We start from the raw sequence: 24,344 nt of genomic DNA on the forward strand, positions 1-24,344 counted from the left end.
GCACATACGCGGTTCGGTCAGGTCAGACCGCGTGGCCGACCAGGGTGCCGATGGCCGCCGTCGCGGCCATGGCGATGGCGCCCCAGAAGGTGACGCGGATGGTCGGCTTCAAGATATCGGCGCCGCCCGTCCGTGCACCCAGAGCGCCAAGAACAGCGAGGCAGACCAGCGACCCGCCCGAGACGAGCGGCGCGATCAGGGCGGTGGGCGCCACGAGTGAGATGATGAGCGGGATCGCTGCGCCGAGCGCGAAGGTCACCGCCGACGTGAGCGCCGCCTGGATGGGGCGGGCGACCACATGCTCGGCCAGCCCCAGCTCGTCGCGGGCATGGGCTGTGAAGGCGTCCTTCGCGGTCATCTGCTCAGCCACCTGCCGCGCCAGCGCCGGCTCGACGCCACGCCGCACATAGATCTGCGTCAGCTCGTTCAGCTCGCTCTCGGGATCTTCGGCGAGCTCGCGCCGTTCCTTCTGCAGATCGGCATTCTCGGTGTCGGACTGCGAGCTCACCGAGACATATTCGCCCGCCGCCATGGACATGGCACCGGCAACCAGGCTGGCGGTACCCGCCACCAGGATTTCCGACGAATTGGTCGAGGCCGCAGCGACGCCCACCATGAGACTCGCGGTGGAGATGATGCCATCGTTGGCGCCAAGGACGGCGGCGCGCAGCCAGCCGATGCGTTCGATCAGGTGGTTTTCGCGGTGCAGAGGCTTCATGGCGATACCTGCTGGGAGGAACGGATCGACGCGCGACAGGCTGCGGCGGAGAGAAGGTGCTCCAGCTTAGAAGTGGTCTAATCTTTTGATGCCGGGGCGCCATGAGGCGCGTGGTCGCGTCGCTCCCGGGCGACGAGAATAACGGGAAACGTAGTCGGCTCAACGTCTCACGCGCTTCCGGGGCCGGCCGCCGCGCGCACCCGCGCTATCGGACAGGCTCGTCCGGTTGCACGGGCGGTACCCAAGCGGCGATGCGGGCGCGGCCGTCGGGCGACATCTGCCCGGCTGCGTCGATGATGACGTCGTGGACGATGGACCACACGTCCCGGCGGGCGTCGCGCAGGCCGGAGAGCGCGGCCCGCGCCGCCGCTGGATCGAAGGGCATGGCGAGGAAGGCCTCGCGGGCGCGGTCCTGCGCGGCGCGCGAGGCCGCCTCGGCCTCCACCAGCTTTCCGTTGGCGGCGCCGAAGCGGGTCAGCAGCAGGCGGGCGTCGGTCATGGGGAGGGTTGCCGCGAGGCGGTCGATGCGCACGCGCGGGCTGCGGTCCTCCACATTGGGCGACGGGAAGGAGACGGGCTTGTGCGGCGCACGCATCACCACAGCCAGCGCCAGCCCGGCGAAGAACAGGTTGAGGGCAAGGGAGGCGACGAGCAGACGCCGCGGCGCGGAGGCGAGGCCCGAAAAGCCGGACATGGGGCCCAATCCGGTGCTCACAGCACGCCCTCGCCGATCGGTCCCGGCTCGAACACCACCGCGCTGACATCGGTGGCCGAACCAGCCCGCGCTCCGGCGCCGATGCCGACCAGCGTGTCGCTCGATCCCACCATGAAACCCAGCAGGGCCATGCCGGCGAGCGCGGCGATGCTCGGCCATGCCGGCCTCAGATCGAGCGCGATGAGCCAGTCCGGCAGCCACAGCACCGGGTGGCGGCGCGACTGGCGCGGCAGCGGCGCATTGGCGAGCGCGCGCGCCACACGCTGCGCGGGGCGGGTGTCGGCGGCCGTGGTCAGGCGGGCGGCATCCCAGAGACGGCGCTCCAGCGCGGTCTCCTCGGCGAGGAGCGCACGGGCAGCCGGGTCGGCCGCAAGCAATGCCTCGGCCGCCGCCCGCGTGTCATGCGGCCACAAGGAGACATCCGTGCCGAAGCGGATCAGGAAATGCTCGAAATCCTCACGCGTCATCGCCCTGTCCTTCTTTTCGTGCGGCGCCAAGGCTCAGGCGCAGGCTGCGCCGGGCGCGGACGAGCAAAGTCTCCACGCCGGAAACCGAGGTGCCGAGAATCTCCGCCGCGTGCGCATTGGAGAACCCCTCCCAATAGGTGAGCAGGATGGCCACCCGCTGACGTTCGGGCAATGCGGCCACCGCATCAAGCAAAGCCCGGTCCTCCTCCTGCCGCTCCAGCCCGGCGAGCGCATCCGGCGCCGGATCGGCCCGCTCGCCCGCCGCGTCGAGGCCGAGGAACGGCAGGCGGCGGCGGGCATTGAGGCACAGGTTGATGACGATGCGGTAGAACCATGTGCCGAACGCCGCATCCGGCCGCCAGCGGGGCGCCGCCCGCCAGACCCGCAGCAGGGCCTCCTGGGCGATATCCTCCGCATCGGTGCCGCTGCCCACGAAGCGCCGGGCGAAGGCGACGGCCCGCACCGCATAGCGCTGGCAGAGCACGCGGAACGCGGCTTCATCGCCGGCGGCGATGGCCGACATGAGATCCTCGTCGCTCGGCTCGCGCATGCGCGTCCAACTGCCCGCCTGTGTCCCGGCCCGTTCCGCCCGCAACATGGCACCATGATGCGAACTCCCTTCAAGTCCAACGCCGCCGGATTGTTCGCAGGGGCGGCCACGTTGGCCGGTCCGCTGGTCGCCGGACGTTGGCAATTGAACACCCGGGCGCGCGAAACCCTGCGCTCCGCCGCGCTCATCACAGAGACGTGAGCTTTGCTGCAGTGCGCGCAGGGTTCCGGCGGCGCGGGTGTTCAAGGGGGCATCGACTATTGCCGCAGGACGGCCTGATGCGTGTCTTCCCCTTCGTCATTTCATCGATCGTTGTCGTCGCCGGCGCCCTCGCCTGGCAGCAGGGACTGATCGGAGCCGCCGCACAGGCCCCCAAGCCGAAGGCGCCGCCCCCACCAATCCCGGTGATCGCGACGGCGGTGAAGACGGAGGACGTGCCGGTCTACGGCGAGGGCATCGGCACGGTGCAGGCCTCCAATACCATCACCGTGAAGGTGCGCGTCGACGGCGAGCTGACCAAGGTCGTGTTCAAGGAAGGGCAGGAGGTCAAGGCGGGCGACGTCCTCGCCCAGATCGACCAGCGCCCCTTCGCCGCCGCCCTCGCCCAGGCCAAGGCGGCACGGGCCAAGGACGAGGCCCTCCTCGCCAACGCCAAGGCGGACTACGACCGCTACAAGGTGCTGGTGCCCAAGCAGGCAGCATCCCAGCAGCAGCTCGATACCCAGAGCGCGCTGGTCGCCCAGTATCAGGCGCAGATCGCGGGCGACGAGGCCGCCATCGAGACCGCCCAGATCCAGCTCGACTACACCACCATCCGCGCGCCCATCTCCGGCCGCACCGGCGTGCGGCTGGTGGACGAGGGCAACATCGTCCACGCCAATGACGAGGGCGGGCTGGTGGTGATCACCCAGCTGAAGCCCGTCGCCGTGGTGTTCACCCTGCCGCAGGACCGGCTGGACGACATGCAGGCGGCGCTGGCGCGCGGCCCGGTTTCGGCCCTCGCCTTCCGTCGCGACGGCGTGACCAAGGTGGGCGAAGGCATGGTGGCGCTGATCGACAACCAGATCAGCTCCGACACCGGCACCCTGCGCATCAAGGCGGTGTTCCCGAACGACGACCTCAAGCTCTGGCCCGGCGCCTTCGTGAACGTGAAGGTGCTGCTCGACACCCACCACGACGTCGTCACCATCCCCGCGCAGGCCATCCAGCGCGGGCCGGACGGCTTCTATGTCTATGTGGTGAAGCCGGATGCGACGGTGGAGAAGCGCGCCGTCACCACCAGCGGGATCAGCGCCGGCATCGCCTCCATCGCCAGCGGCCTCGTGGCCGGCGATCAGGTGGTGATCGACGGCCAGTACAAGCTCATCCCCGGCGCCCGCGTCACCGTGCGGCCGCCGCCGGCGAGCCCGCCTGCCAGGAGCGTGATGGTGGGAGCGCCGGCATGAACGTCTCGGCGCCCTTCATCCGGCAGCCCATCGCCACCACGCTGCTGATGGTGGCCCTGCTGCTGGTCGGCCTCGTCGCCTATCCGCTGCTTCCGGTGGCACCGCTGCCGCAGGTGGACTTCCCGACCATCCAGGTCTCCGCCAGCCTGCCGGGGGCGAGCCCCGAGACCATGGCCTCCTCCGTCGCGACACCGCTGGAACGGCAGTTCAGCCAGATCGCCGGCGTGGCGCAAATGACTTCGAACAGCGCGCTGGGCGTCGCCTCCATCGCCATCCAGTTCGATCTCGGCCGCAGCATCGATGCCGCCGCGCAGGACGTGCAATCCGCCATCAATGCGGCGTCCGGCCAGTTGCCCAAGAACCTGCCGAGCCCGCCCACCTTCCGCAAGATCAACCCGGCGGATGCACCCATCCTCATCCTGTCCGTGCAGTCGGACCTCTATCCCCTCACCAAGCTCGACGACGCCGCCGACACCATCCTCGCCCAGCAGATGAGCCAGATTCCCGGCATCGCGCAGGTGGCCATCACCGGCGAGCAGAAGCCGGCGGTTCGGGTGCAGGTGGACCCCGCCAAGATCGCGGCGCTGGGCATGAGTCTGGAAGACGTGCGCGCGGTGCTCGCGGCCGCGACCGTGGACCAGCCCAAGGGCAGCTTCGACGGGCCGGCGCAGGGCTTCACCATCTATGCCGACGACCAGTTGCTCACCGCCCTGCCCTGGAACGAGGTGGTGGTGGCCTACAAGAACGGCGCGCCGGTGCGCATCCGCGACATCGGCCGTGCCGTGGACGGGCCGGAGAATGCGCGCCTCGCCTCCTGGCAGGATGGCAAGCGCGGCATCCAGCTCATCGTCTTCAAGCAGCCCGGCGCCAACGTCATCGATGCGGTGGACCGGGTGAAGGCGGCCATCCCGCGGCTGGAGGCCTCCCTTCCTCCCGGCATCATGGTGAAGATCATCGGCGACCGCACCGAGACCATCCGCGCCTCGGTGGATGACGTGCAACTCACCATGCTCATCACCATCGCGCTGGTGGTGGCGGTGATCTTCGCCTTCCTGCGCAGCCTGTGGGCCACCATCATCCCCAGCGTCACCGTGCCCATGGCCCTCATCGGCACCTTCGCGGTGATGTATGTGGTGGGCTACAGCCTCGACAACCTCTCCCTCATGGCCCTCACCATCGCGGTGGGCTTCGTCGTGGACGACGCCATCGTGATGCTGGAGAACATCTATCGCTACATCGAGGAGGGCATGCCCCCGTTCGAGGCGGCGCTGAAGGGAGCGGGCGAGATCGGCTTCACCATCATCTCCATCAGCCTGTCGCTGGTAGCGGTGTTCATCCCCGTTTTGCTCATGGGCGGCATCGTCGGTCGCCTTTTGCGCGAGTTCGCCGTCACCGTCACCATCACCATCCTGGTCTCGGTGGTGGTGTCGCTGACGCTGACGCCCATGATGTGCTCCCTGTTCCTCAAGAACGAACACAACGTGAAGCACGGGCGCGCCTACATGGCGGCGGAAGCCTTCTTCGACGGGATGCTGAAGGTCTACGACACCGGCCTCAAATGGGTGCTCAGCCACCAGTTTCTCACCCTCATGAGCCTCCTCGCCACGGTCGCCGCCACGGGCTGGCTCTATGTCGCCATCCCCAAGGGCTTCTTCCCGCAGCAGGACACCGGCTTCATCCAGGGCTTCTCCGAGGCGGCGCAGGACATCTCCTTCTCAGCCATGACAAGCAAGCAAATGGCACTTCTCGACATCGTGGCGCGCGATCCGGCCATCGAGCACGTGTCCGGATCTGTGGGCGCCACCGGCGGCTCGCAGACCATCAATACCGGCCGCGTCTGGATCACCCTGAAGCCGCGGAGCGAGCGCGACGTGACCGCCGACGAGGTGATCCACCGCCTGCGGCCACAGCTCGCCAAGGTGGAGGGCATCGCTTTGTTCCTGCAAGCCTCGCAGGACATCAACGTGGGCGGGCGCGCCTCTCGCACGCAGTATCAATACACCCTGCAGGACGCCAATCTCGACGAGCTGAACGCCTGGGGCCCGCGCATGCTGGCCAAGCTGAAATCCCTGCCTGAGCTGACCGACGTCGCCACCGACCAGCAGACCAACGCGCCCACCGTTTCCCTCACCATCGACCGCGACACCGCCGCCCGCTTCGGCATCCTGCCGCAGGTGATCGACGACACCCTCTACGATGCCTTCGGCCAGCGCCAGGTGGCGCAATACTTCACCCAGCTCTCGCAATACCACGTCATCCTGGAGGTCGATCCCAAGCTCCAGACCGACCCCGGCGCGCTGGACAAGGTCTATGTGCGCTCGCCGCGCACCGGCGAGGAGATCCCGCTGTCCGCCTTCGTGAAGGTGGACAATTCCAAGACCGCCTATCTCTCCATCTCCCACCAGGGCCAGTTCCCGGCGGTGACGCTCTCCTTCAACCTCGCGCCGGGCGTGGCTCTTGGACAGGCGGTGGACGCCATCAAGCAGGCGGAGCAGGAAGCGGGCATGCCGCAGACGCTGATCGGCACCTTCCAGGGCACGGCGCAGGCGTTCCAGAACTCGCTCCGCACCCAACCCTACCTGATCCTCGCCGCCATCGTTGCCGTCTACATCATCCTCGGCGTGCTCTATGAGAGCTTCATCCACCCCCTCACCATCCTCTCCAGCCTGCCATCGGCGGGCGTGGGGGCGCTGCTGGTGCTCTATGTGGCGGGCTATGACCTCTCGGTCATCGCCCTCATCGGCATCCTCCTGCTCATCGGCATCGTGAAGAAGAACGCGATCATGATGATCGACTTCGCCCTGGTGCGGGAGCGCGAGGGCAAGTCGCCGAAAGACTCCATCTATGAAGCGTGCCTCATCCGCTTCAGGCCGATTATGATGACCACCATGGCGGCGCTGCTCGGCGCTTTGCCGCTGATGCTCGGGTCGGGCACCGGTTCGGAGCTGCGCCGTCCGCTTGGCTTCGCCATCGTGGGCGGCCTCATGGTGAGCCAGGTGCTCACGCTCTATACGACGCCGGTGGTCTATCTCTACATGGTCCGGCTCCAGCGCTGGCTCACCCGCAAGCACGAAAAGCCCGCCGCCCCGGTGCGCCTCGCCCCCGTGCCGCACCTCGACGAGGCGGCGGAGTAGGACAGCCCCGCCCCTTGACCTTCAGGTGGAAGGAGGCCCATGTCCTGCCGTCGTCCCCTGAAGGAGTTCCAGATGAGCGCGCCGGTGAAGATCGTGGTCCTCCTCTCCGCCCGCCCGGGCAAGGCCGAGGCGCTGCAGGAACTGCTCACGGGCATGGCGCGCGCCACCCGCGCCGAGCCGGGCAACCTGCGCTGGGATTTCTGGCGCGACCAGGCCGAGCCCACGCGGTTCGTCATCGACGAGCTTTATGTGGATGCTGCGGCCGTCACCGCCCACCGCGAGACGCCGCACTTCGAGAACTACTTCGCGCATATCAACGACCTCGCCGAGCGCACCCCCTTCGTGCTCGATCCGGTCGACGTGGCCGGCTGACGGCATAGGTCACGCTCAGGCGCCCTGCGTACTTGACCGAAGGCCTCAGGGCGAGGCCGGCCGCTCCGGACGTGTCCGGCGCGGCGGCCGCGCGATTTCGGCGAGGGCCACGGCGACGAGGCCGAAGGCGCCGCCGATGAGCACATTCTCCACCCGCTCGGCGGCGATGCCGCTGCCCGTCCCTGCAAACGCGGCGGCGAGCGCGATGAAGAAGCAGCGCGCGCCGAAGCCGACCACGTAGCGCGAGAAGGCGATCAGCGTGAGCATGGCTCCGAGCACGCAGAAGGAATAGCCCGCCTCGCTCACCGGCAGCGCCAGCCCGATCAGCAGCCCGAGCGGCGCACCGACCAGTGCGCCCAAAGCCCGCAATTTCAGCTTGCCGGTAGAGGCGGAAAGATCGCCCACCACCACGCTCGCCGCCGACCAGATCAGCCACTGGCCCTCGCGGATGTCGAATATCTCCACCAGCACCGCTGCCGCGAACACGGCGGCCGCCGTCGCCACCGCCGGCACCAGCCAGTCGCCGGAAGGCGGCCCAAAGATCTCAGAGCGGTCGAGTGTCCGCCGCCGGCCGTCCAGCGCCTGCACGGCGCAGACGAGGGCGAGCCCCACCGGGGAGAGCCCGAGCAGCACGCCCGCCTGCCACAGCGCCGCCTCACCCAGCGCGCCCTCGCGGATGTCCAGCGCCAGGTAGACCGCGGGAATGAACACCCAGTTGCCCAGCGTCCGCATCAGCGTGCCGAAGCGCGTCACCGCAGCAGCCATGAAGCCGGTGAGCGCGGCCAGAATCACGAACAGCGGCGGGATCGGCGCCGCCAGGAACAGCAATGCGAAGGTGGCGACGATGACGAGATACTGCACGATCACCGCCGCCGGGCTCAGGCGCAGCTTCAGCGCCGGGATCAGCAGCGAGACGGTGAGCAGGCAGAGATTGACCAGCGCGGGTTCGCCGGAGAGGAGATAGGCGATCACCAACGGCCCGATCACCGCCAGTGCCCGGGCGATGGCGCCGAGATGAAGCTCCTGCGCCAGCCACAGGCGAAGTCTCTCGCCGGGGCCGCTCATGGGCGCCCCCATGTGTCGCCGCGCGGCCCCTGCGGATAGCCGACGTCCGCGTACGCTGTGACGATCCCGCCCATCCCTGCGCCCTTCCCGCCCCCATCCTACAACGGTCGCGAGAGGTGCGGGAGCATCACGCAGGACGGATGGAGAGCCGCGTCGCCGACAGGGCCCGGTAGGCCGAGGCCCGGCAGCTCAGCACCAGCACCTGCATCCGGCCGGAGGCCTCGGCGAGGATTTCCATCATGGTGTCGAAACGGTCGTCGTCGGCGAAGACGAGGGCGTCGTCCAGCACCAGCGAGGCGGGCTGGCCCTTGTCGATGAGGAGGTCGGCGAAGGCGAGGCGGGTGAGGATGGCGATCTGCTCCTGCGTGCCCTTGCTCAGCATCTCCGCCGCCTCCTCGCGGCCGGCGCGGGTGAGGAGCTGGGGCTTGAGATCCTCGCCGAAGGACAGGCTGGCCGAGGGCAGCAGGCGCCGCACATAGGGCTCGATACGCCGGGTGACGGGGGCGAGATAGCGCCGCGCCGCGTCCTGCTGCGCCTCCTTCAGCACCTTGAGAAGCAGCGCCAGCGTATCCGCCTCGCTCCTGAGCCGGGCGAGTGCAGCGGCGGCAGCCTCAGCCTCTTCGTCGGCGGCGGCCTTGCGACTTGCCGGGCCTTCCCCGCCCAGCGTGCGCGCCTGCTCCTCCAGCCGCGCCACCGCACCGGCCAGCTCCGGCAGCTGGGATTGCAGCGTGTCGCGCTTCTTGCGCAGGGCGTCGCGGCGGCGGATGAAGCCGTCCGCATCCAGCCCCTCGGCGGCGCGGCGGGCGGTGTCGCAATCCACCAGCGCGCGGGCCTCGGCGGCACGTGCGTCTTCGAGGGCGGCAGCGAGATCGGCGTCGGAGAGCGCTGCGCGGTCGGCCGCAAGGTCGGCGGCGAGCCGGGCTCGCTCCGCCTCCGCCCGCTCCAGCGCGGCGGCGAGGGCGACCTCCTTAAGTTCGCCCGCCTTCAGACTTTCCAGCGCCGCCTCGCGGCGCGCGGCGGCCTCCGTCTCGGCGGCGCGGGCGGCGCGATAGGGTGTCTCCACGTCGGCGGCGGGGAATGCGGCATCCTTGGTTTCCGGCGCCGGCCGCTCCACGCCGGCGAGCGCGCCGCGCAGGGGATCGAGCCCGGCGGGGATGCCGAGGGCGGCATCGGCGGGGCATTCGGCCTTGAGCCGGGTCCGAAGGCCCAGAAGCTCGGCCTCGTCGATGGCCCGCGCCCGGCCCGCGCTGCGAGCGGCCTGCGGGGTTTCATGGCCCACGCCTGCCAGGAAATCGGTGAGATCGCGCCGCGCCGCCCGCAGCCGCGCCAGCGCCGGCTCGCCCGAGGGCGGCGGGGCGAAGGCGATGGTGCCGACGCCGGGAATGGAGAGGCTGCGCGGCCGGCTCAGGCGGATGGCGCCCTCGGTCAGCGGCGTACCGTCGAGGAAGATCTGCGGCGCGCCCGGCTCCAGAGTCACGGTCAAGGTGGCGGCACCGGCTTCCGCCTGCGCCCGCGCGGCGCTCTCGGCGTCCTCCAGCTGGCGCAGCCGGTCCATGGCGGCGGCATCCATGCGCGAGGCAGCGATGCGCGCCTCACGCTCGCGGATATGCGCGGCATGGGCCTCGGCGCGGTCAAGGCGTGCGAAAGCGGAGGCGAGGGCCAGGCGGCGCTCGGCGGCGGCGCGTTCGGCGACGGACTGGTCGCGCTTTGTCTCGGCCTCGCGCAGGGCTGAGCGGGCCGTTTCCAGCGCCAGGGCCGCCGTCCTTTCGCTGGAGCGGACGCGGCCGATCACCTCGGCATGGGTGCTCACGGCCTCCGCGGCGCCGGTCACCTTCGTCTCGGCGGCCTGAAGCTGGACCGCGAGCTTGTCGCGCCCGGCCCGGCGCTCCTCCAGCGTGCTGCGGCGGGCGGACTGCTCGCGCACGGCGAGGGTGGCGATCTCCAGCGCCTGCCCAGCGGCGCGGGCGCGGGCGATGTCCTCGTCCAGCTTCTTCAAATCGGCGTCGGTCTGCGGGTCCTCGATGTCGCGCACGAGGCGGCGGCGCTCGTTGCGCTTGTATTCCAGCTGCTCCAGCACGCCCTCGAACTGCTCCAGCTCCCGCGCCCGCTCGGTGGCGGCGGCGCGGGCGGCGGCCTCGGCGGCCTCGGCCTGCTTGAGCCGGCCGGTCGTGCGGCCGGTGGTGGTGTAGAAATCGGCCAGCGCCTTCTCCACCTGCGCCACCACGGCCTTGGCCCGGCGACCGCCGGTGACCGCTCCGATCTCCCCGGCCAGAGCCTCCTCCAGCGTGCGGCGGGCGGTCTCGCCGGGACTGCCGAGGAGGAAGGATTGGCCCTGCTCCACCCAGAGCAGGCCAAGCGCGCCGCGGCTGTCGTCGTCGGCGCCACGGTTTCCGGCGCGGGCGAAGCCGAGCAGGCCCTGCAGCTTTTCCTCGGCCGCATCGGAGGCGAACCGCCCCTCCGGCCCCTCCAACGTCACGGAGGGCGAGAGCAGGAAGCGCTTGGTGAGGCGCCATTCCTCGCCGTTCACGTCGAAGGCGAGTTCCACGCTCGGCGCCACCTCGTCGCCCTGCGGACGGAAGGAACGGATGCGGTCGCTCTTGGCGCTATGCCGCTCGAACAATGCCGCGCGCAGGGCGTCGAGCACCGTGGACTTGCCGGTCTCGTTGGGCTCGCAGACGAGGTTCAGCCCGTCGGTGAAGCCGTCCACTACCACGGGGGCGCGGAACTTGCGGAAATTCTCGATCCTGAGGCGACGAACCCGCATCACGCTTCCCCCGCCCTTTGGGCGCGCATCTGCTCCACATAGAGGCGCTCCAGCGCCTGAGCGGCGAGCCGCCCCTCGGCCCCGCCCTCGCCCATCATCGCCCGCAGGCGCATGGCGGCGGCATGCAGCTCGCCCTGGGCGTCGATCTCGGAAAGGTCGGTGTCGGTGGGCCGGGTCACGAGATCATCGGCGATGAGGTCCAGCCAGCGCACCTCATGGGCCAGTTCGTCCTCCAGCCGGCGGCGCACCGCCACCCGCTCGGCCAGCGTGACGAGGCCGGAGAGCCGGAGCCGGCAGACGAGATCCTGCCGCGCCGCGCCCGGTGCGAGGCCGGAGATGCGCGCCTCGATATCGTCCGCACCGGAGAGGGTCCAGCCCTCCTCCAGCCAGTGGTGGCGGCCGATGGGCAGCTCCGTCACCTGCGGCGGGGCGCTGCCGGACACGTCCACCAGCAGCGCGACGCCCGTGACCTCGCGGCCGAAATCGTCGGGCTCGGGCGTGCCGCTGTAATAGGTGCGCTCGTCGATTTTGATGCGGCCGTGCCAGTCGCCCAGCGCCAGATAGGCAAGGCCGGCGCGGCGGGCGCGGTCGACAGCGACGAGGTTGGGGTCGGCGTCACCGCCGAAAGTCTGAACCGAGCCGTGGGCGAGGCCGATGCGCAGCGCGCCCGACGGCGTCTCCGCGGCGTCGAACCATTGGGTGGGATCAGCGACGCTGCGCTTGTGGGAGAGCGGGGCCGGCAGCAGCACGGCCGCCTCGTCCGATCCGGTGCCGAGGTCCAGGGGCTGCGCCTCGACGAGGGCAGAGACATTGGCGGGCGTGTCGGCGGCAAGCCGGCTCCATAGGCCGTCCGCACGCAGGGGATCATGGTTGCCCGGCAGCAGCAGGAAGCGCACATCGGCCTGCGCCTTCATGCGGTTGAGCGCCTGCCGGTAGACCCGATCCCCCGGCTCCGGGCTGTCGAATACGTCGCCGGCCACCAGCACCAGCGGCGCCCCGTTCGCACGGGCGGCGGCGGCGAGGCGATCGATGGCGTCGAGCCGCGCCTCCCTCAGAACGGTGCGCGCCTCTTCGGGCACGCGGCCGAACGGCTTGCCCAACTGCCAGTCAGACGTGTGAATGAAACGCATGCCCGCCTCCGCGCGCTGGTTTGGCGCAGGCGCGGCGGCGGCGCAAGGTGCCTTCCTGGCGCGTCCGCGTCAGGCGGCCTCGGCGTAGCGGGCGACCGAGAGGTCGGACGTGTCGATCTCGGGGCTACGGCCGCCGATGATGTCGGCGAGCACCCGGCCCGAGCCGCAGGCCATGGTCCAGCCCAGGGTGCCATGGCCGGTGTTGGTGTAGAGATTGGAAAAGCGCGTGGCGCCCACGATGGGCGTGCCGTCCGGCGTCATGGGACGCAGGCCCGTCCAGAAGCTCGCCTTCTCGATATCGCCGCCGGCCGGGAACAGATCCCCCACCGAATAAGCCAAAGTCGCCCGGCGCGGCTCGCGCAATGTGAGGTCGAAGCCGGCGAGTTCGGCCGTGCCACCCACGCGGATGCGATCGCCGAGGCGGGTGATGGCCACCTTGTAGGTCTCGTCCATCACGGTCGAGCGCGGCGCCGCGTCCGGGTCCACGATGGGCAGGGTAATGGAATAGCCCTTCACCGGATAGACCGGCAGGCGGATGCCAAGCGGCGCAAGCAAGGCCGGCGTGTAGCTGCCCATGGCCGCCACATAGGCATCTGCGGTCAGCACCTCGCCGCCGGAGAGGGCGACGCCGGTGATGCGCCCGCCGTCCTGCCGCAGCGCATCGACGGTGACGCCATAGCGGAAGGTGACGCCCTGGCGCGCGCAGATCTCGGCGAGGCGCTGGGTGAAGATGTGGGCGTCGCCCGTCTCGTCCCCCGGCAGCCTCAGGCCGCCCACGAACTTGCCGCGGACGCGCGCCAGCGCCGGCTCGGCGCGGATGCAGCCTGCGGGATCGAGCAAATCGTAGGGGACGCCGTGGACATCCAGCACGTCGGTGTCGGTGTGCACATGATCGAGCTGCTTCTGGGTGCGGAACAGCTGGAGCGTCCCGAGGGCCCGCTCGTCATAGGTGATGCCGGTTTCCTTGCGCAGCTCGTCCAGCGCATCCCGGCTGAATTCGGCGAGGCGCACCATGCGCGCCTTGTTGCGGCGATAGGCGGCCTCGGTGCAGTTGGCGAGCATCCGCGCGAGCCAGAAATAGAGCTTGGGATCAAGGCTCGGCCACACCACCAGCGGGCGATGGTGCATGAGCAGCCACTTGACGGCCTTCACCGGAATGCCCGGCCCCGCCCAGGGCGAGGAATAGCCCGGCGAGACCTGCCCCGCATTGGCGAAGGAGGTCTCCATGCCGGCCGCCGGCTGGCGGTCGAGCACGGTCACCTCGTGTCCGGCCTTGGAGAGATAATAGGCGGCCGTCGTGCCGACGACGCCGCTGCCGAGAATCAGAATGCGCATGGCCTGCACCCCACGCCGCCGGCCGAAGGCCTCACTGGCCCGGCCGGTTGGTTGACGACAATTCTACGCCGGATGACGGCGCATTTGCCGCCGAAGGAGCAAATTTCGTGCCCGCGACAGCGGGAAAATTGATAGCTTCTGCGAAATGTCCGCAGGATCTGCCAATGGCTGCACTGGACGAGTTCGACACCCATATCGTCCGCATCCTCAGGAGCGACGGCCGCATCTCCAATGCCGATCTCGCCGCGCAGGTCGGCCTCTCGCCCTCCGCGTGCCTGCGTCGCGTGCGGCTGCTGGAGCGCAGCGGCGTCATCCGCGGCTATGTGGCCATCATCCACGAAGGGGCGCCGGAGGACCGGCTGGTGGTGTTCACCCAGATCACCCTCGACCGCCAGACCGAGGAATTCCTCAATCGCTTCGAGGCCGCTGTCTGTCGCTGCCCGGAGATCACCGACTGCCACCTGATGACCGGGCTCGCCGACTATCTGCTCAAGATCGAGGTGAAGAATGCGGGCGATTACGAGCGCCTGCACAAGGAGGTGCTGTCGCGCCTGCCGGGAGTGGCGCGCATCCAGTCCTCGTTTGCCATCCGCACCGTCGTCAGCCGCCGCACGACCGCCTGAACAGGCTGCGACAACCGGTCTTTCGGTACCGGCGCACATAATTTGATCGCGATCAAGGAATGAGCGTCGGGGCCCGCTTAGCGTTTCGGGATTGCGGGGGCTTTCCGGGGCCGGCCGGGTTGCGGGACGCAGCCCGGCGGTTCCTCCGGCAGCGGCATCGGGGCATGTCCGGCGTTTCAGGGCAGGCCTTCGGGAAGGTGCCTGCAGCGATTTTCTTGATCCCTTCCAGAGGAGACCATGTGATGAACGCCCTTGCCCAGCCCATCGTCCCCGCCGCCGAAGTGTCCGCCACCGACGACGTGCTGATCCACGTCCGTTTCGCGCCTAATGCCGACATCTTCACCATCGACCGTCTGCCCGAAGGCCAGAGCGGCAAGGCTTGGTTCGAGCATCTCTATGCCAACGCCTCGTCCTATTACCGGACCTTCGCCAACGGCCGCGGCTTCTTCCGCATCCCGGCTTCCGTCTTCGCGACGCTCTGAGCGCGCCCTTTCAAACACTGCATCCTCCAGGTTCGACCTCCGGGTCGAAACGAGAGGCCGGCGCCAGCTCTCCGGCGCCGGCCTTTTTGTTTGCCGGGCGCGCCACCGCCCGCGCTCCGCAAGCTGTGAACGCAAGCTCAGCCGGAAAGAGTTGATATCGGACAACGACGCCGCTTGGCTCGTGGAGAAACTGCGCGAAGACGGCAGTTCCCAACGGAGGCGACCCATGTCCCAGGCAGCACAGCAGAATACGACGCTGGGCGACGAGAGCTTCATGAGCGCGGATGACCTGCGCTCGTACATGATGGAGATCGAGAAGGCCAAGCTGTCCAAGGAAATCTCGGCCATGGACGTGGCCGACAGGGCCCGCGAGGAGCTGATCAAGACGCTCTCTCAGCCCCTGGACCTCACGCCCGATACGCTGCACGAGATCTCGCAGAGCCTCCTGACCAAGATGCGCCTTGCCGCCCAGCGCGGCGAGACGGAGATCATGGTCATGCGCTTCCCCAACGTGCTGTGCACCGACAAGGGCCGCGCCATCAACAATGCGGAGGAAGGCTGGCCCGATACGCTTACCGGCCGCCCGCGCCAGGCCTACGAACTGTGGCGGGACTACCTCCGGCAGGGCCACTACAAGCTCAAGGCCATGATCGTCGACTGGCCGAACGGGATGCCCGGCGACGTGGGCTTCTTCCTGAGCTGGGCCTGACCCGCCGTCCTATCGGCGCGGTTTCAAGGGAGGACGCCGCAATGGCGCACAAGCAGAAGAAAAAGCACAAGAAGAACGATCAAAAGAGGGCGATCGCCGCGGTCGCCTTCGGCCATGAGGCCGCCAGCCCCGCCGCCCCGCTCTCCCGCAAGGAATATGAGGCGGAGCTGAAGCACCTGCATGCCGAGCTGGTGAAGCTCCAGCTCTGGGTGAAGCACACGGGCGCGAAGATCTGCATCGTCTTCGAGGGCCGCGACGGCGCCGGCAAGGGCGGCGTCATCAAGGCCATCCTGGAGCGGGTGAGCCCGCGCATCTTCCGCGTGGTAGCCCTGCCGCCGCCCACGGACCGCGAGAAATCGCAGATGTTCATCCAGCGCTACGTGCCGCACCTGCCGGCGGGCGGCGAGATCACCATCTTCGACCGCTCCTGGTACAACCGGGCGGGCGTCGACCGGGTGATGGGCTTCTGCACCGAGGACCAGTCCAAGAAGTTTCTGGAAAGCGTGCCCTACGTGGAGCAATCCATCGTCGAATCAGGCGTGCTGCTCCTGAAATACTGGCTTGAGGTATCCGAGGAGGAACAGACCCGGCGGATGGAGAGCCGCATCGACGATCCGCGCAAGATCTGGAAGCTCTCGCCGATGGACCTGGAATCCTACGCGCGCTGGTACGACTACTCCCGCGCCCGGGACGCCATGTTCGAGGCCTCCGACACCATGTGGGCGCCGTGGTTCGTGGCCTTCTCCGACGACAAGAAGCGGGCGCGACTCAACATCATCTCCCACCTCCTCTCCCGCATTCCCTACGAGGACGTGCCGCGGGAGAAGGTCAAGCTGCCCAAGCGCCAGAAGGACCCGACCTACGTGGAGGCGGACTATGCCCGCCACCGCGTGCCGGAGCGGTTCTGAGCCGCCAGCAGCGGCGAAAGCCGCGGCCGCAGGGGCGTGCGGCCGCGCACCATCCGATCACATCATCCGGCGCTGCGCGTCTGGAGACAGGCGCATGGCGTCGGCGAAGGTCTCGAACGCCACCCAGGCCCGGCGCTGAAGCTCGGGCAGGCGGGCGGCCTCCATCTGGTCCACCAGCATCTCGGCATGCTCTCCCACGGGATGGGAGCGCACGAAACCGATGGCGTCGTCCAGCGAACGCAGAACGATGCAAGAGCCATCGATGCAGATTTTGAGCGGGTGGCGGGCGGCATCGAACATGGGCGGTCCTCCGTGTCGGCTGTGGGGCTTCAGGGGCTTCGCGTCAGGTTCTGCCGGCCAACGGCGTTTCGCGCCTCCCGCATATTGGGGAGAGCGGAAAACGCGCGACGCATGACCGGAGCGGGGGCAGGCTCTTCTGAGCCCACACGACCGTCGAAACGCGGTTGGGGGACGAAAGTTCCATCTTCTTTTAAAAAAATTCTCGCCCGCCATCCTTCATTTTCGGGATGCCGGTGCCGCCCATCCGCGCGAAACAGGACGGGCGCCGATATTGCCACGGCAAACTGACGCGCCAGCCGGACGGCATTCCCCCGCATGCCGTCCGGCTGCCCCAATTCTCCCCTGAACTCTCCCTGACAGACCGGAACCGCCACGCTCCAGCCGCGTTAGGCAAGCGTGGCCACTCGCCCGGTGCTTCCGCCGCAGATGCGATGCGCCGGCCGGGTCGCGCCGACTGTCCCTCCACGACGGTTCAAGGGAGCACCGTGCCTTTCTGCCCCGCCCCGACCTCGTCCGCCCCGGCCGCCCTGCGCGGCCCAAAGTCCTCCGGAACCGGGAGCCTCGGCCATGCCTGAGCCCGTCACCGCTGGCGACAACCCCCTGTGGTACAAGGACGCCATCGTCTACCAGCTGCATGTGAAGTCGTTCTTCGACGCCAATGACGACGGCATCGGCGACTTCCGCGGTCTGATCTCCAAGCTCGACTATATCGCCGACCTCGGCGCTACGGCCGTGTGGCTCCTGCCCTTCTATCCCTCGCCGCGGCGCGACGACGGCTATGACATTGCGCTCTATGAGGGCGTGTCGCCGGATTACGGCACCATGGACGAGGCGCGGCGCTTCATCGCCGAGGCCCACGCGCGCGGGCTGCGCGTCATCACCGAGCTGGTGATCAACCACACGTCCGACCAGCACCCCTGGTTCCAGGCGGCGCGGCACGCCCCGAGGGGCAGCCCCGAGCGCAACCTCTATGTCTGGGCCGACGACGACAAGGGCTATCCGGGCGTGCCCATCGTCTTCTGCGACGTGGAGAAATCCAACTGGAGCTGGGATGAGGTGGCCGGCCAGTTCTACTGGCACCGCTTCTACGCCCACCAGCCGGACCTCAACTTCGACAATCCGGAGGTGCTGGAGCGCGTCCTTTCCGTCATGCGCTTCTGGCTGGACATGGGCGTGGACGGCCTGCGGCTCGACGCCGTGCCCTATCTCGTGGAGCGCGAGGGCACCGACTGCGCCAACCTGCCCGAGACCCACGCCATCCTGAAGAAGATCCGCGCCCACCTCGACGCGCACTACAAGGGCCGGATGCTGCTCGCCGAGGCCAATCTCTGGCCGGAGGACACCCAGCAATATTTCGGCCCAAACGCCGATGAATGCCACATGGCGTTCCACTTCCCGCTGATGCCGCGCATGTACATGGCCATCGCCAAGGAGGACCGCTTCCCGGTCACCGACATCCTGCGCCAGACGCCGGAAATTCCGCCGACCTGCCAGTGGGCCATCTTCCTGCGCAACCACGACGAGCTGACGCTGGAGACCGTCACCGACTCCGAGCGGGACTATCTGTGGAGCATCTACGCTTCCGACCGGCGCGCCCGCATCAATCTCGGCATCCGCCGCCGCCTCGCGCCTTTGCTGGAGCGGGACCGGCGACGCATCGAGCTGATGAACTCATTGCTGCTCACCTTGCCCGGAACGCCGGTGATCTATTACGGCGACGAGATCGGCATGGGTGACAACATCCATCTCGGCGACCGCGACGGCGTGCGTACGCCCATGCAGTGGTCGCCCGACCGCAACGGCGGCTTCTCCAAGGCTGACCCGGAAAAGCTGGTGCTGCCGGTGATCCAGGATCCGCTCTACGGTTTCCCGGCGGTGAATGTGGAAGCGCAGATGCGCGACGCCCATTCCATGCTGAACTGGACGCGCCGCTTCCTCGCCGTGCGCAAGGAGCAGCCGGCATTCGGGCGCGGCACATTCCGCCTGGTCTTCCCGCGCAACCGGCGCATCCTCGCCTATCTGCGCGAATTTGAAGGCGAGGCGGTGCTGTGCGTCGCCAACCTCGCCCACACCCTGCAGGGGGTGGAGCTGGACCTTGCCGAGTTCGAGCGGCGGGTGCCGGTGGACTTGGTGAGCGGCACCAGTCTGCCGGCGCTGGACCGCGCCCCCCTCGTGCTCACCCTGCCGCCCTACGGCTTCTATGCCTTCCGCCTCTCCACCACGGCGGCCGAGCCCGCCTGGCGCGATCCGGCGCCGGAGATGCTGCCGGAATTCGCCACCCTCGTGGTCCGCGACGGGCTGATGGGCGCCCTCTCCGACGCCCACCGCACGGTGATCGAGACCGAGGCGCTGCCGCAATATCTGGCGCGGCGGCGCTGGTTTCCCGGCACGGCCAAGGATATCGGCGCAGTGCGCATCGGCTGGGTCATGCGCCTGCCCGGCACCGAGCGGGAGGTGGCCATGGCGGAGATCGAGGCCGATCTCGCCGGGCGCACCGAGCGCTTCCTCATGTCCTTCTGCGTGGCGTGGGAGGACCAGCATCCGCCCGCCATCGCAGAGCAACTGGCCCTCACCCGCGTGCGGCAGGGCCGGCGCGTCGGCTTCCTCACCGATGCCATGGTGCTGGACGGGCTTCCGGCCGGCGTGCTGCGCGCGCTGCGGCAAGCCGAGCCCGTGCCCCTGCCGAATGGCGGCGCGCTGGTGTTCTCGCCCACCGACCGGCTCGCCGGGATGGACGTGGAGCGCGGCGCGCTGTGCGAACTCGCCGACGCGGACGAGCCGGCGGCGAGCCTCGTCGTCACCGACAAGGTGGCGGTGAAGCTGTTCCGGCATATGGAATTCGGCCGCACCGGCGAGATGGAGATGGCGCGCCACCTCACCGCCCTCGACTTCCCCCACACACCGCCGCTGATCGGCGCCATCACCCGCACCCGGCCGGAAGGCGGATCGGCTCAGGTGGCGCTCGCCTATGGCTTCGTGCGCAACCAGGGCAATGCCGCCGGCTGGACCATGGCGCAGGTGCAGCGTGCGCTGGATGCCGCAGCCGTGCCGGAAGACGGCCACCGGCATTTCGAGGAAGAGGTGGCCGGCGTGCTCCGGCTGCTCCGGGGCAGCGCCCGGCGTCTTGCGGAATTCCATTCCGTGCTGTCGGCCCCCTCCCCCGATCCGGCCTTCGCGCCGGGCGTTGCCACCGCCGAGGAGATCGACGGCTGGCTTCGCGAGGCTATGGACGCCGTGCGGGCGGCGCCGGATGCGCTTGTCGGCGTCGATGGGGATTGGCTCGGGGCACAAATGCGGGAGCGCATCGCCGGCCTGCTCGCCGGCACGGACGTGCCGGTGATCCGCACCCACGGCCGTTTCGACCTCGACCATCTGCTGGTGTCCGGCAGCGATGCGGTCATCACCGGCGCTCAGGGCGAGCGGGCGAACGGCTGGCGCGATGTCGCCGAGTTGCTCGCCTCCTTGGAGCACACCCTGGCGCGCATCACAGCCGGCGAGGCTGGCGTCGCCCGCGACGCGTCTGAACTGCGGGCGGAACTGCTCTCCGCCTTCCGCTCCCGCGCCGAGCGCGCGGTGCTCGCCGCCTATGCGGAGGGGGCGCCGGACGGCGGCCGAGGCCGGCCGTTGCTCGATCTTTTCCTCATGGGAGCCCTCGCGCGCCGTCTGCAGAGGGGAACGGACCTGCGCCCAGGCGAGCGCCGGGAAATCGCTGCCGGCCTTGAGCGCGTCGCCGCGCGGCTCGCGCGGCAGGAGGCGCCGCTTGATGCGTGAGCAGATGCCGATGGGGAACGGGCGGCTCTGCCGTTCGTTGATGGTGCAGAGGAGATCCATGCCATGAACCCCACTGACTCCACCGCAGCCCCCCGCACCGCCACGCTCGACCAGCGCCTGGACGAGGCGCTGGAGGAGTCCTTCCCCGCCAGCGATCCCCCGTCCGTCACCCGAGCCCCGAAGGCGGACGGCGAGCCGCGGGATGCGGCCGCGCGCGAAAAGGAGCGCGTCTCCGACGAGCTGGACGAGGCACTGGAGGATTCCTTTCCTGCCAGCGACCCGCCCTCCCTGACCCGCGCGTCCAAGCCCGAGAGCGATCCGGCGGCGGTGGCGGACGCCCCGGACGAGAGCGCGCGGCAAAAGAGCCACATCTCCGAGCGGCTCGACGCGGCGCTGGAGGAGACCTTCCCTGCCAGCGACACGCCGACTCTTTTGCAACCGGGCAAGAAGTAGGCGTGTAGCCCGGCCGGTCAGCCCCGGGGGCTCTGGGGACGGGGGCGGCCGGCCCCGTCCTCGGGGGCGGGAATGAATTCGTCGTGGTCCATGGGGATCAGGTCGAACCGCCCCTCCCGCCATGCCGCCTTGGCGGCCTCGAGCCGATCAAGGCTCGACGACACGAAATTCCACCAGATGTAGCGCGGCCCCTCCAGCGGCTCGCCACCCACCAGCATCAGCCGCGCCGGGGTCCGCGCCCGGACGGAGGTGGCGACGCCGCGCCGGATCACCAGCATCTGGCCGGGTGGAAAGGCGGTGCCGTCCACCTCCACCTCGCCCTCCAGCGTGAACAGCGCACGGTCCTCGTGGGTGGGATCAACTGGCACATGCGCGCCCGCAGCCAGCTGGATTTCCACATAGGTCGCCGGCGAGGCGAGCGCGACGGGCGACGTCGCCCCGAAGGCGCTGCCCAGAATCACCCGCGCCCGCACCCCGCCATCCGCCACCACCGGCAGCGCCTCGCTGTCCGCATGGAGGAAGTCCGGGCTGCTCTCCTCCAGCGCCTTCGGTAGCGCGATCCAGCTCTGGATGCCGAACAGCGGCCCACCGCGCGCCTTCACGGAGGCGTCGTGCCGCTCGGAATGGACGATACCGCGCCCGGCGGTCATCAAATTCACCGCGCCCGGCTCGATCACCCGCTCGGAGCCGAGGCTGTCGCGGTGGATCATGCTACCTTCGAACAGATAGGTCACGGTGGCGAGGCCGATGTGCGGGTGCGGGCGAACGTCCTGCGCCTGCGCTGCCGTGAATCGCACCGGCCCCATCCGGTCAAAGAAGATGAAGGGGCCGATCATCTGGCCCTGGACGGACGGCAGCACGCGGGCCACCTCCATGCCGCCGATGTCGTGGGCGCGGGGGACGATGACGGTCTCGACGGCTGCGCAACTCGCGGCATCGCCGGGGACGGGATCGGGGGTCGGGGAGAAGCTCATCGCGGGAGCTTGCCGGCCTCCGGCGCCGCCGTCAAAGGGCGATCCGGCACCCCCGCGTCAAAGGCGCGCGAGCGGAACCGTTAACCTTTCAAGCAGCCAGCACCCGCCGCGGACGTCCCCGGCCGCCGTTTTTTACTTCCCCGCAAGGGGCCCGCCCTAGCGTCGGCTCTGCCACGGCATCCCCGCCGCGGCATCCAAGTTGCGGCCCGCCGTTGCGGCGGTCTCTCGCCGCCTTTGACCGGATCTGAGCCATGAAGCTTCTGTTCTCGCGCTTCATCAAGGAAGAGGACGGCTCCACCGCCCTCGAATACGGCCTCATCGCCGCCGGCCTCTCCATCGCCATCGTCACGGTGCTGGTGCAGATCGCCTCCACCTTCGCCCGGCTTCAGGCCTCCTCGGCCGCCGCCGGGAACTGACCGCGCGATGGGGATGGGCCACATCAGGATCGCCGAGCTTCTGCTGCTCGGCCTCTATCCGGCACTGCTGTGCGCGTCGATCGGCGCGGACCTCGCCCGTCGGATCATCCCCAATGTCGTGGTCGTCTGCCTGATCGTCGCCTTCGCGGCGGTCACCCAACTCATGCCGGTCCCCGATCTGCCCTTCCGTCTCGCCGCCGCCGGCGCCGTCACGGCGCTCGGCTTCTCCCTGTTCGCGGAGGACATCATCGGCGCGGGCGACGCCAAGCTGGCCGGCGCCATCGTGCTGTGGGTGGACCCGCTGCACCTGCCCCTGTTCGTGCTCGCCACCGGAACCATCGGCGCCCTGCTCGGCATCGCCGCCGCCGCGCGCCATCGCCTCGCGGGCCCGGCCGGCGCAGAACTGCCCGACCGGCACCGCACCAGCCTGCCCTATGGCGTGGCGCTGGCGGGCGCCGGCCTCCTCATCCATCCCCTGTCCAGCCTGCTGCATCCCTGACCGGCTCCGCCTTGGGCGGCGGCGCGGCGGGGTATCTTGCGGGCGATCGCGGCGCGGACCACCATGCGCCGTCTGCGCGGCGCCGGATGGCGGAACCATTGTCTGTCCCCCCGGCGCGGCGCGAGGAGTTCCGTTGATGATCGATTGCTTTGCCCCGTCGTCCGCCGTCAGCCTGCCCGTCTGGTGCGTCACCAAGGACACGTTCGCCGCCGCGCCCATTCCCGAGGCCGCGCGCCGCTTCGCCGAGGCGGCAGGCTTCTCCGGCGCCGCCGGCAAGCTGCTGCTGCTCCCGAACGCCGATGGCGGGCTGGCCGGCGCCCTGTTCGGCATCGCCCCCGCGCCCAAGGCGGATGCCTTCGCCACAGGCGCCCTGCCCGGCCTGCTCCCCGAGGGCATCTGGCGGCTGGAGGGCGAGGTGCCGAGCCCCCGCCTCGCCGCCCTTGCCTTCGCGCTGGGCACCTACCGCTTCTCGGCCTACCGCAGCGCCAAGACCCCCAAGGTGCAGCTCGTCGTGCCGGAAGGGGTAGACGCCGCCCAGCTCCGCCGAACGGTGGAGGCGGTGTCGCTCACCCGCGATCTCGTCAACACCCCGGCCAACGATCTCGGCCCGGCGGAGCTGGAGGATGCGGCCCGCAGCCTTGCTGCCCGCCATGGCGCGCGCTTCCGCTCCATCGTCGGCGATGCGCTGCTGACGCAGAACTTCCCATTGATCCATGTGGTGGGCCTAGCCGCCGCCCGCGCCCCGCGCCTCATCGAGATCCGCGCCGGCGATCCCGGCCACCCGAAGGTGACGCTGGTGGGCAAGGGCGTGTGCTTCGACACCGGCGGCCTCGATCTGAAGCCCTCCTCGGCCATGCTGCTGATGAAGAAGGACATGGGCGGCGCCGCCAATGCCCTGGGCCTCGCCCACATGCTGTTGTCGCGCGGCGCGAAGGTGAACCTGCGCGTGCTGATCCCAGCGGTGGAGAATTCCGTCTCCGGCGCCGCCTTCCGCCCCGGCGACGTGCTGCGCAGCCGCAAGGGCATTTCGGTGGAGATCGGCAATACCGACGCCGAGGGGCGGCTGGTGCTGGCCGATGCCCTCGCCCTCGCGGATGAGGAGGCGCCGGACATCGTGGTCGATTTCGCCACCCTCACCGGCGCCGCCCGCGTCGCCCTCGGCCCGCAGCTGCCGGCCGCCTTCACCGACGACGAGGATTTCGCCGCCGACCTCTCCCGCCACGCCATGGTGGAGGCCGACCCGCTGTGGCGCCTGCCCCTGTGGGCGCCCTATGCGGGCATGCTCGATTCGAAGGTGGCCGACATCAACAATGTCTCCTCCGGCGGCTTTGCCGGCGCCATCACCGCAGCTTTGTTCCTCGCCAAGTTCGTCGAGCAGGCCCGCTCCCATCTCCACCTCGACCTGTTCGCCTGGAACCCCAGCAGCCGGCCGGGCCGGCCCGAGGGCGGCGAGGCGCAGACCATCCGGGCGCTGGACGCGCTCATCGCCGAGCGGTTCGGCTGAGGAGAGGGGC

22 protein-coding genes are annotated in these 24,344 nt (G+C 69.5%); 12 read left to right on the plus strand and 10 right to left on the minus strand.

Going from position 1 to position 24,344, the window contains the following annotated elements; translation table 11 throughout:
• Positions 1-22 precede the first annotated feature (22 nt).
• From D7006_RS19155 to D7006_RS19170, 4 genes are all read right to left on the minus strand, one after another.
• The gene (locus D7006_RS19155; protein WP_237354167.1) at positions 23-718 is read right to left on the minus strand and encodes a VIT family protein; all 696 of its coding nucleotides are present in this window, start codon (positions 716-718) and stop codon (positions 23-25) included.
• Positions 719-923: 205 nt separating this feature from the next.
• Positions 924-1,412, minus strand: a complete 489-nt coding sequence (locus D7006_RS19160; protein ID WP_237354168.1) for a periplasmic heavy metal sensor — start codon at positions 1,410-1,412, stop codon at positions 924-926.
• A gap of 17 nt (positions 1,413-1,429) precedes the next feature.
• Positions 1,430-1,900 carry a hypothetical protein gene (locus tag D7006_RS19165; protein ID WP_237354169.1) on the minus strand — a complete coding sequence of 157 codons (471 nt, stop codon included), beginning with the start codon at positions 1,898-1,900 and terminating at the stop codon, positions 1,430-1,432.
• A complete protein-coding gene (locus tag D7006_RS19170; protein ID WP_237354170.1) occupies positions 1,890-2,450 on the minus strand; it encodes a sigma-70 family RNA polymerase sigma factor in 561 nt (186 codons plus the stop codon). Before D7006_RS19170 ends, D7006_RS19165 begins: the two co-directional genes overlap by 11 nt.
• A 278-nt stretch (positions 2,451-2,728) precedes the next feature.
• Between D7006_RS19170 and D7006_RS19175 the strand changes: the two genes are divergently transcribed.
• Genes D7006_RS19175 through D7006_RS19185 form a run of 3 tightly spaced genes read left to right on the plus strand, consistent with a single transcriptional unit; the run spans position 2,729 to position 7,401 of the window.
• Positions 2,729-3,895: an efflux RND transporter periplasmic adaptor subunit gene (locus D7006_RS19175; RefSeq protein ID WP_237354171.1), complete on the plus strand. Its 1,167-nt coding sequence runs from the start codon at positions 2,729-2,731 to the stop codon at positions 3,893-3,895.
• Positions 3,892-7,029 carry a multidrug efflux RND transporter permease subunit gene (locus D7006_RS19180; RefSeq protein ID WP_237354172.1) on the plus strand — a complete coding sequence of 1,046 codons (3,138 nt, stop codon included), beginning with the start codon at positions 3,892-3,894 and terminating at the stop codon, positions 7,027-7,029. Before D7006_RS19175 ends, D7006_RS19180 begins: the two co-directional genes overlap by 4 nt.
• 39 nt (positions 7,030-7,068) lie before the next feature.
• The gene (locus D7006_RS19185) at positions 7,069-7,401 is read left to right on the plus strand and encodes a putative quinol monooxygenase (protein ID WP_229645813.1); all 333 of its coding nucleotides are present in this window, start codon (positions 7,069-7,071) and stop codon (positions 7,399-7,401) included.
• 45 nt (positions 7,402-7,446) lie between these two features.
• Here D7006_RS19185 and D7006_RS19190 read toward each other — a convergent pair whose 3' ends face one another.
• From D7006_RS19190 to D7006_RS19205, 4 genes are all read right to left on the minus strand, one after another.
• Complete coding sequence (locus D7006_RS19190; protein WP_237354173.1) at positions 7,447-8,466, minus strand: FUSC family protein; 1,020 nt, start codon at positions 8,464-8,466, stop codon at positions 7,447-7,449.
• Between the two features lie 127 nt (positions 8,467-8,593).
• A complete protein-coding gene (locus D7006_RS19195; protein WP_237354174.1) occupies positions 8,594-11,230 on the minus strand; it encodes an AAA family ATPase in 2,637 nt (878 codons plus the stop codon).
• A complete protein-coding gene (locus D7006_RS19200) occupies positions 11,230-12,360 on the minus strand; it encodes a metallophosphoesterase (RefSeq protein ID WP_237354175.1) in 1,131 nt (376 codons plus the stop codon). Before D7006_RS19200 ends, D7006_RS19195 begins: the two co-directional genes overlap by 1 nt.
• Before the next feature lie 69 nt (positions 12,361-12,429).
• A complete protein-coding gene (locus tag D7006_RS19205; RefSeq protein WP_237354176.1) occupies positions 12,430-13,695 on the minus strand; it encodes a D-amino acid dehydrogenase in 1,266 nt (421 codons plus the stop codon).
• Positions 13,696-13,859: 164 nt separating this feature from the next.
• Between D7006_RS19205 and D7006_RS19210 the strand changes: the two genes are divergently transcribed.
• The 4 genes from D7006_RS19210 (at position 13,860) to ppk2 (ending at position 16,417) form a co-directional block, all read left to right on the plus strand.
• Entirely contained in the window at positions 13,860-14,318 is a 459-nt protein-coding gene (locus D7006_RS19210; RefSeq protein ID WP_237354177.1) for an Lrp/AsnC family transcriptional regulator, read from the plus strand.
• Between the two features lie 242 nt (positions 14,319-14,560).
• Complete coding sequence (locus D7006_RS19215; protein WP_169123820.1) at positions 14,561-14,800, plus strand: hypothetical protein; 240 nt, start codon at positions 14,561-14,563, stop codon at positions 14,798-14,800.
• Between the two features lie 226 nt (positions 14,801-15,026).
• Positions 15,027-15,509, plus strand: coding sequence for a hypothetical protein (locus D7006_RS19220; RefSeq protein WP_169123819.1), 483 nt, complete (start codon positions 15,027-15,029; stop codon positions 15,507-15,509).
• 41 nt (positions 15,510-15,550) lie between these two features.
• The gene (ppk2, locus tag D7006_RS19225) at positions 15,551-16,417 is read left to right on the plus strand and encodes a polyphosphate kinase 2 (RefSeq protein WP_237354178.1); all 867 of its coding nucleotides are present in this window, start codon (positions 15,551-15,553) and stop codon (positions 16,415-16,417) included.
• 57 nt (positions 16,418-16,474) lie between these two features.
• Here the strand turns inward: ppk2 and D7006_RS19230 are convergent, their stop codons facing one another.
• The gene (locus D7006_RS19230) at positions 16,475-16,717 is read right to left on the minus strand and encodes a hypothetical protein (RefSeq protein WP_169123817.1); all 243 of its coding nucleotides are present in this window, start codon (positions 16,715-16,717) and stop codon (positions 16,475-16,477) included.
• 567 nt (positions 16,718-17,284) lie between these two features.
• On the opposite strand from D7006_RS19230, the gene treS reads away from it, so the two are divergent.
• A complete protein-coding gene (gene treS, locus D7006_RS19235; protein ID WP_237354179.1) occupies positions 17,285-20,488 on the plus strand; it encodes a maltose alpha-D-glucosyltransferase in 3,204 nt (1,067 codons plus the stop codon).
• Positions 20,489-20,551: 63 nt separating this feature from the next.
• Positions 20,552-20,941 carry a hypothetical protein gene (locus D7006_RS19240; protein WP_237354180.1) on the plus strand — a complete coding sequence of 130 codons (390 nt, stop codon included), beginning with the start codon at positions 20,552-20,554 and terminating at the stop codon, positions 20,939-20,941.
• Positions 20,942-20,958: 17 nt separating this feature from the next.
• Here D7006_RS19240 and D7006_RS19245 read toward each other — a convergent pair whose 3' ends face one another.
• The gene (locus D7006_RS19245; RefSeq protein ID WP_237354181.1) at positions 20,959-21,915 is read right to left on the minus strand and encodes a pirin family protein; all 957 of its coding nucleotides are present in this window, start codon (positions 21,913-21,915) and stop codon (positions 20,959-20,961) included.
• Positions 21,916-22,166: 251 nt separating this feature from the next.
• On the opposite strand from D7006_RS19245, the gene D7006_RS19250 reads away from it, so the two are divergent.
• The 3 genes from D7006_RS19250 to D7006_RS19260 all read left to right on the plus strand — a co-directional run bounded on the left by D7006_RS19250 (position 22,167) and on the right by D7006_RS19260 (position 24,334).
• Positions 22,167-22,331 carry a Flp family type IVb pilin gene (locus D7006_RS19250; RefSeq protein ID WP_081762738.1) on the plus strand — a complete coding sequence of 55 codons (165 nt, stop codon included), beginning with the start codon at positions 22,167-22,169 and terminating at the stop codon, positions 22,329-22,331.
• A 13-nt stretch (positions 22,332-22,344) separates the two neighbouring features.
• Positions 22,345-22,830: a prepilin peptidase gene (locus D7006_RS19255; protein ID WP_229646273.1), complete on the plus strand. Its 486-nt coding sequence runs from the start codon at positions 22,345-22,347 to the stop codon at positions 22,828-22,830.
• A gap of 136 nt (positions 22,831-22,966) precedes the next feature.
• On the plus strand, positions 22,967-24,334 hold the full coding sequence (locus D7006_RS19260; RefSeq protein WP_237354182.1) for a M17 family metallopeptidase: 1,368 nt from the start codon (positions 22,967-22,969) through the stop codon (positions 24,332-24,334).
• Positions 24,335-24,344: the final 10 nt, after the last annotated feature.

It is taken from the genome of Xanthobacter sp. YC-JY1, assembly GCF_021730305.1.
Taxonomy (GTDB): Bacteria; Pseudomonadota; Alphaproteobacteria; order Rhizobiales; family Xanthobacteraceae; genus Xanthobacter; species Xanthobacter flavus.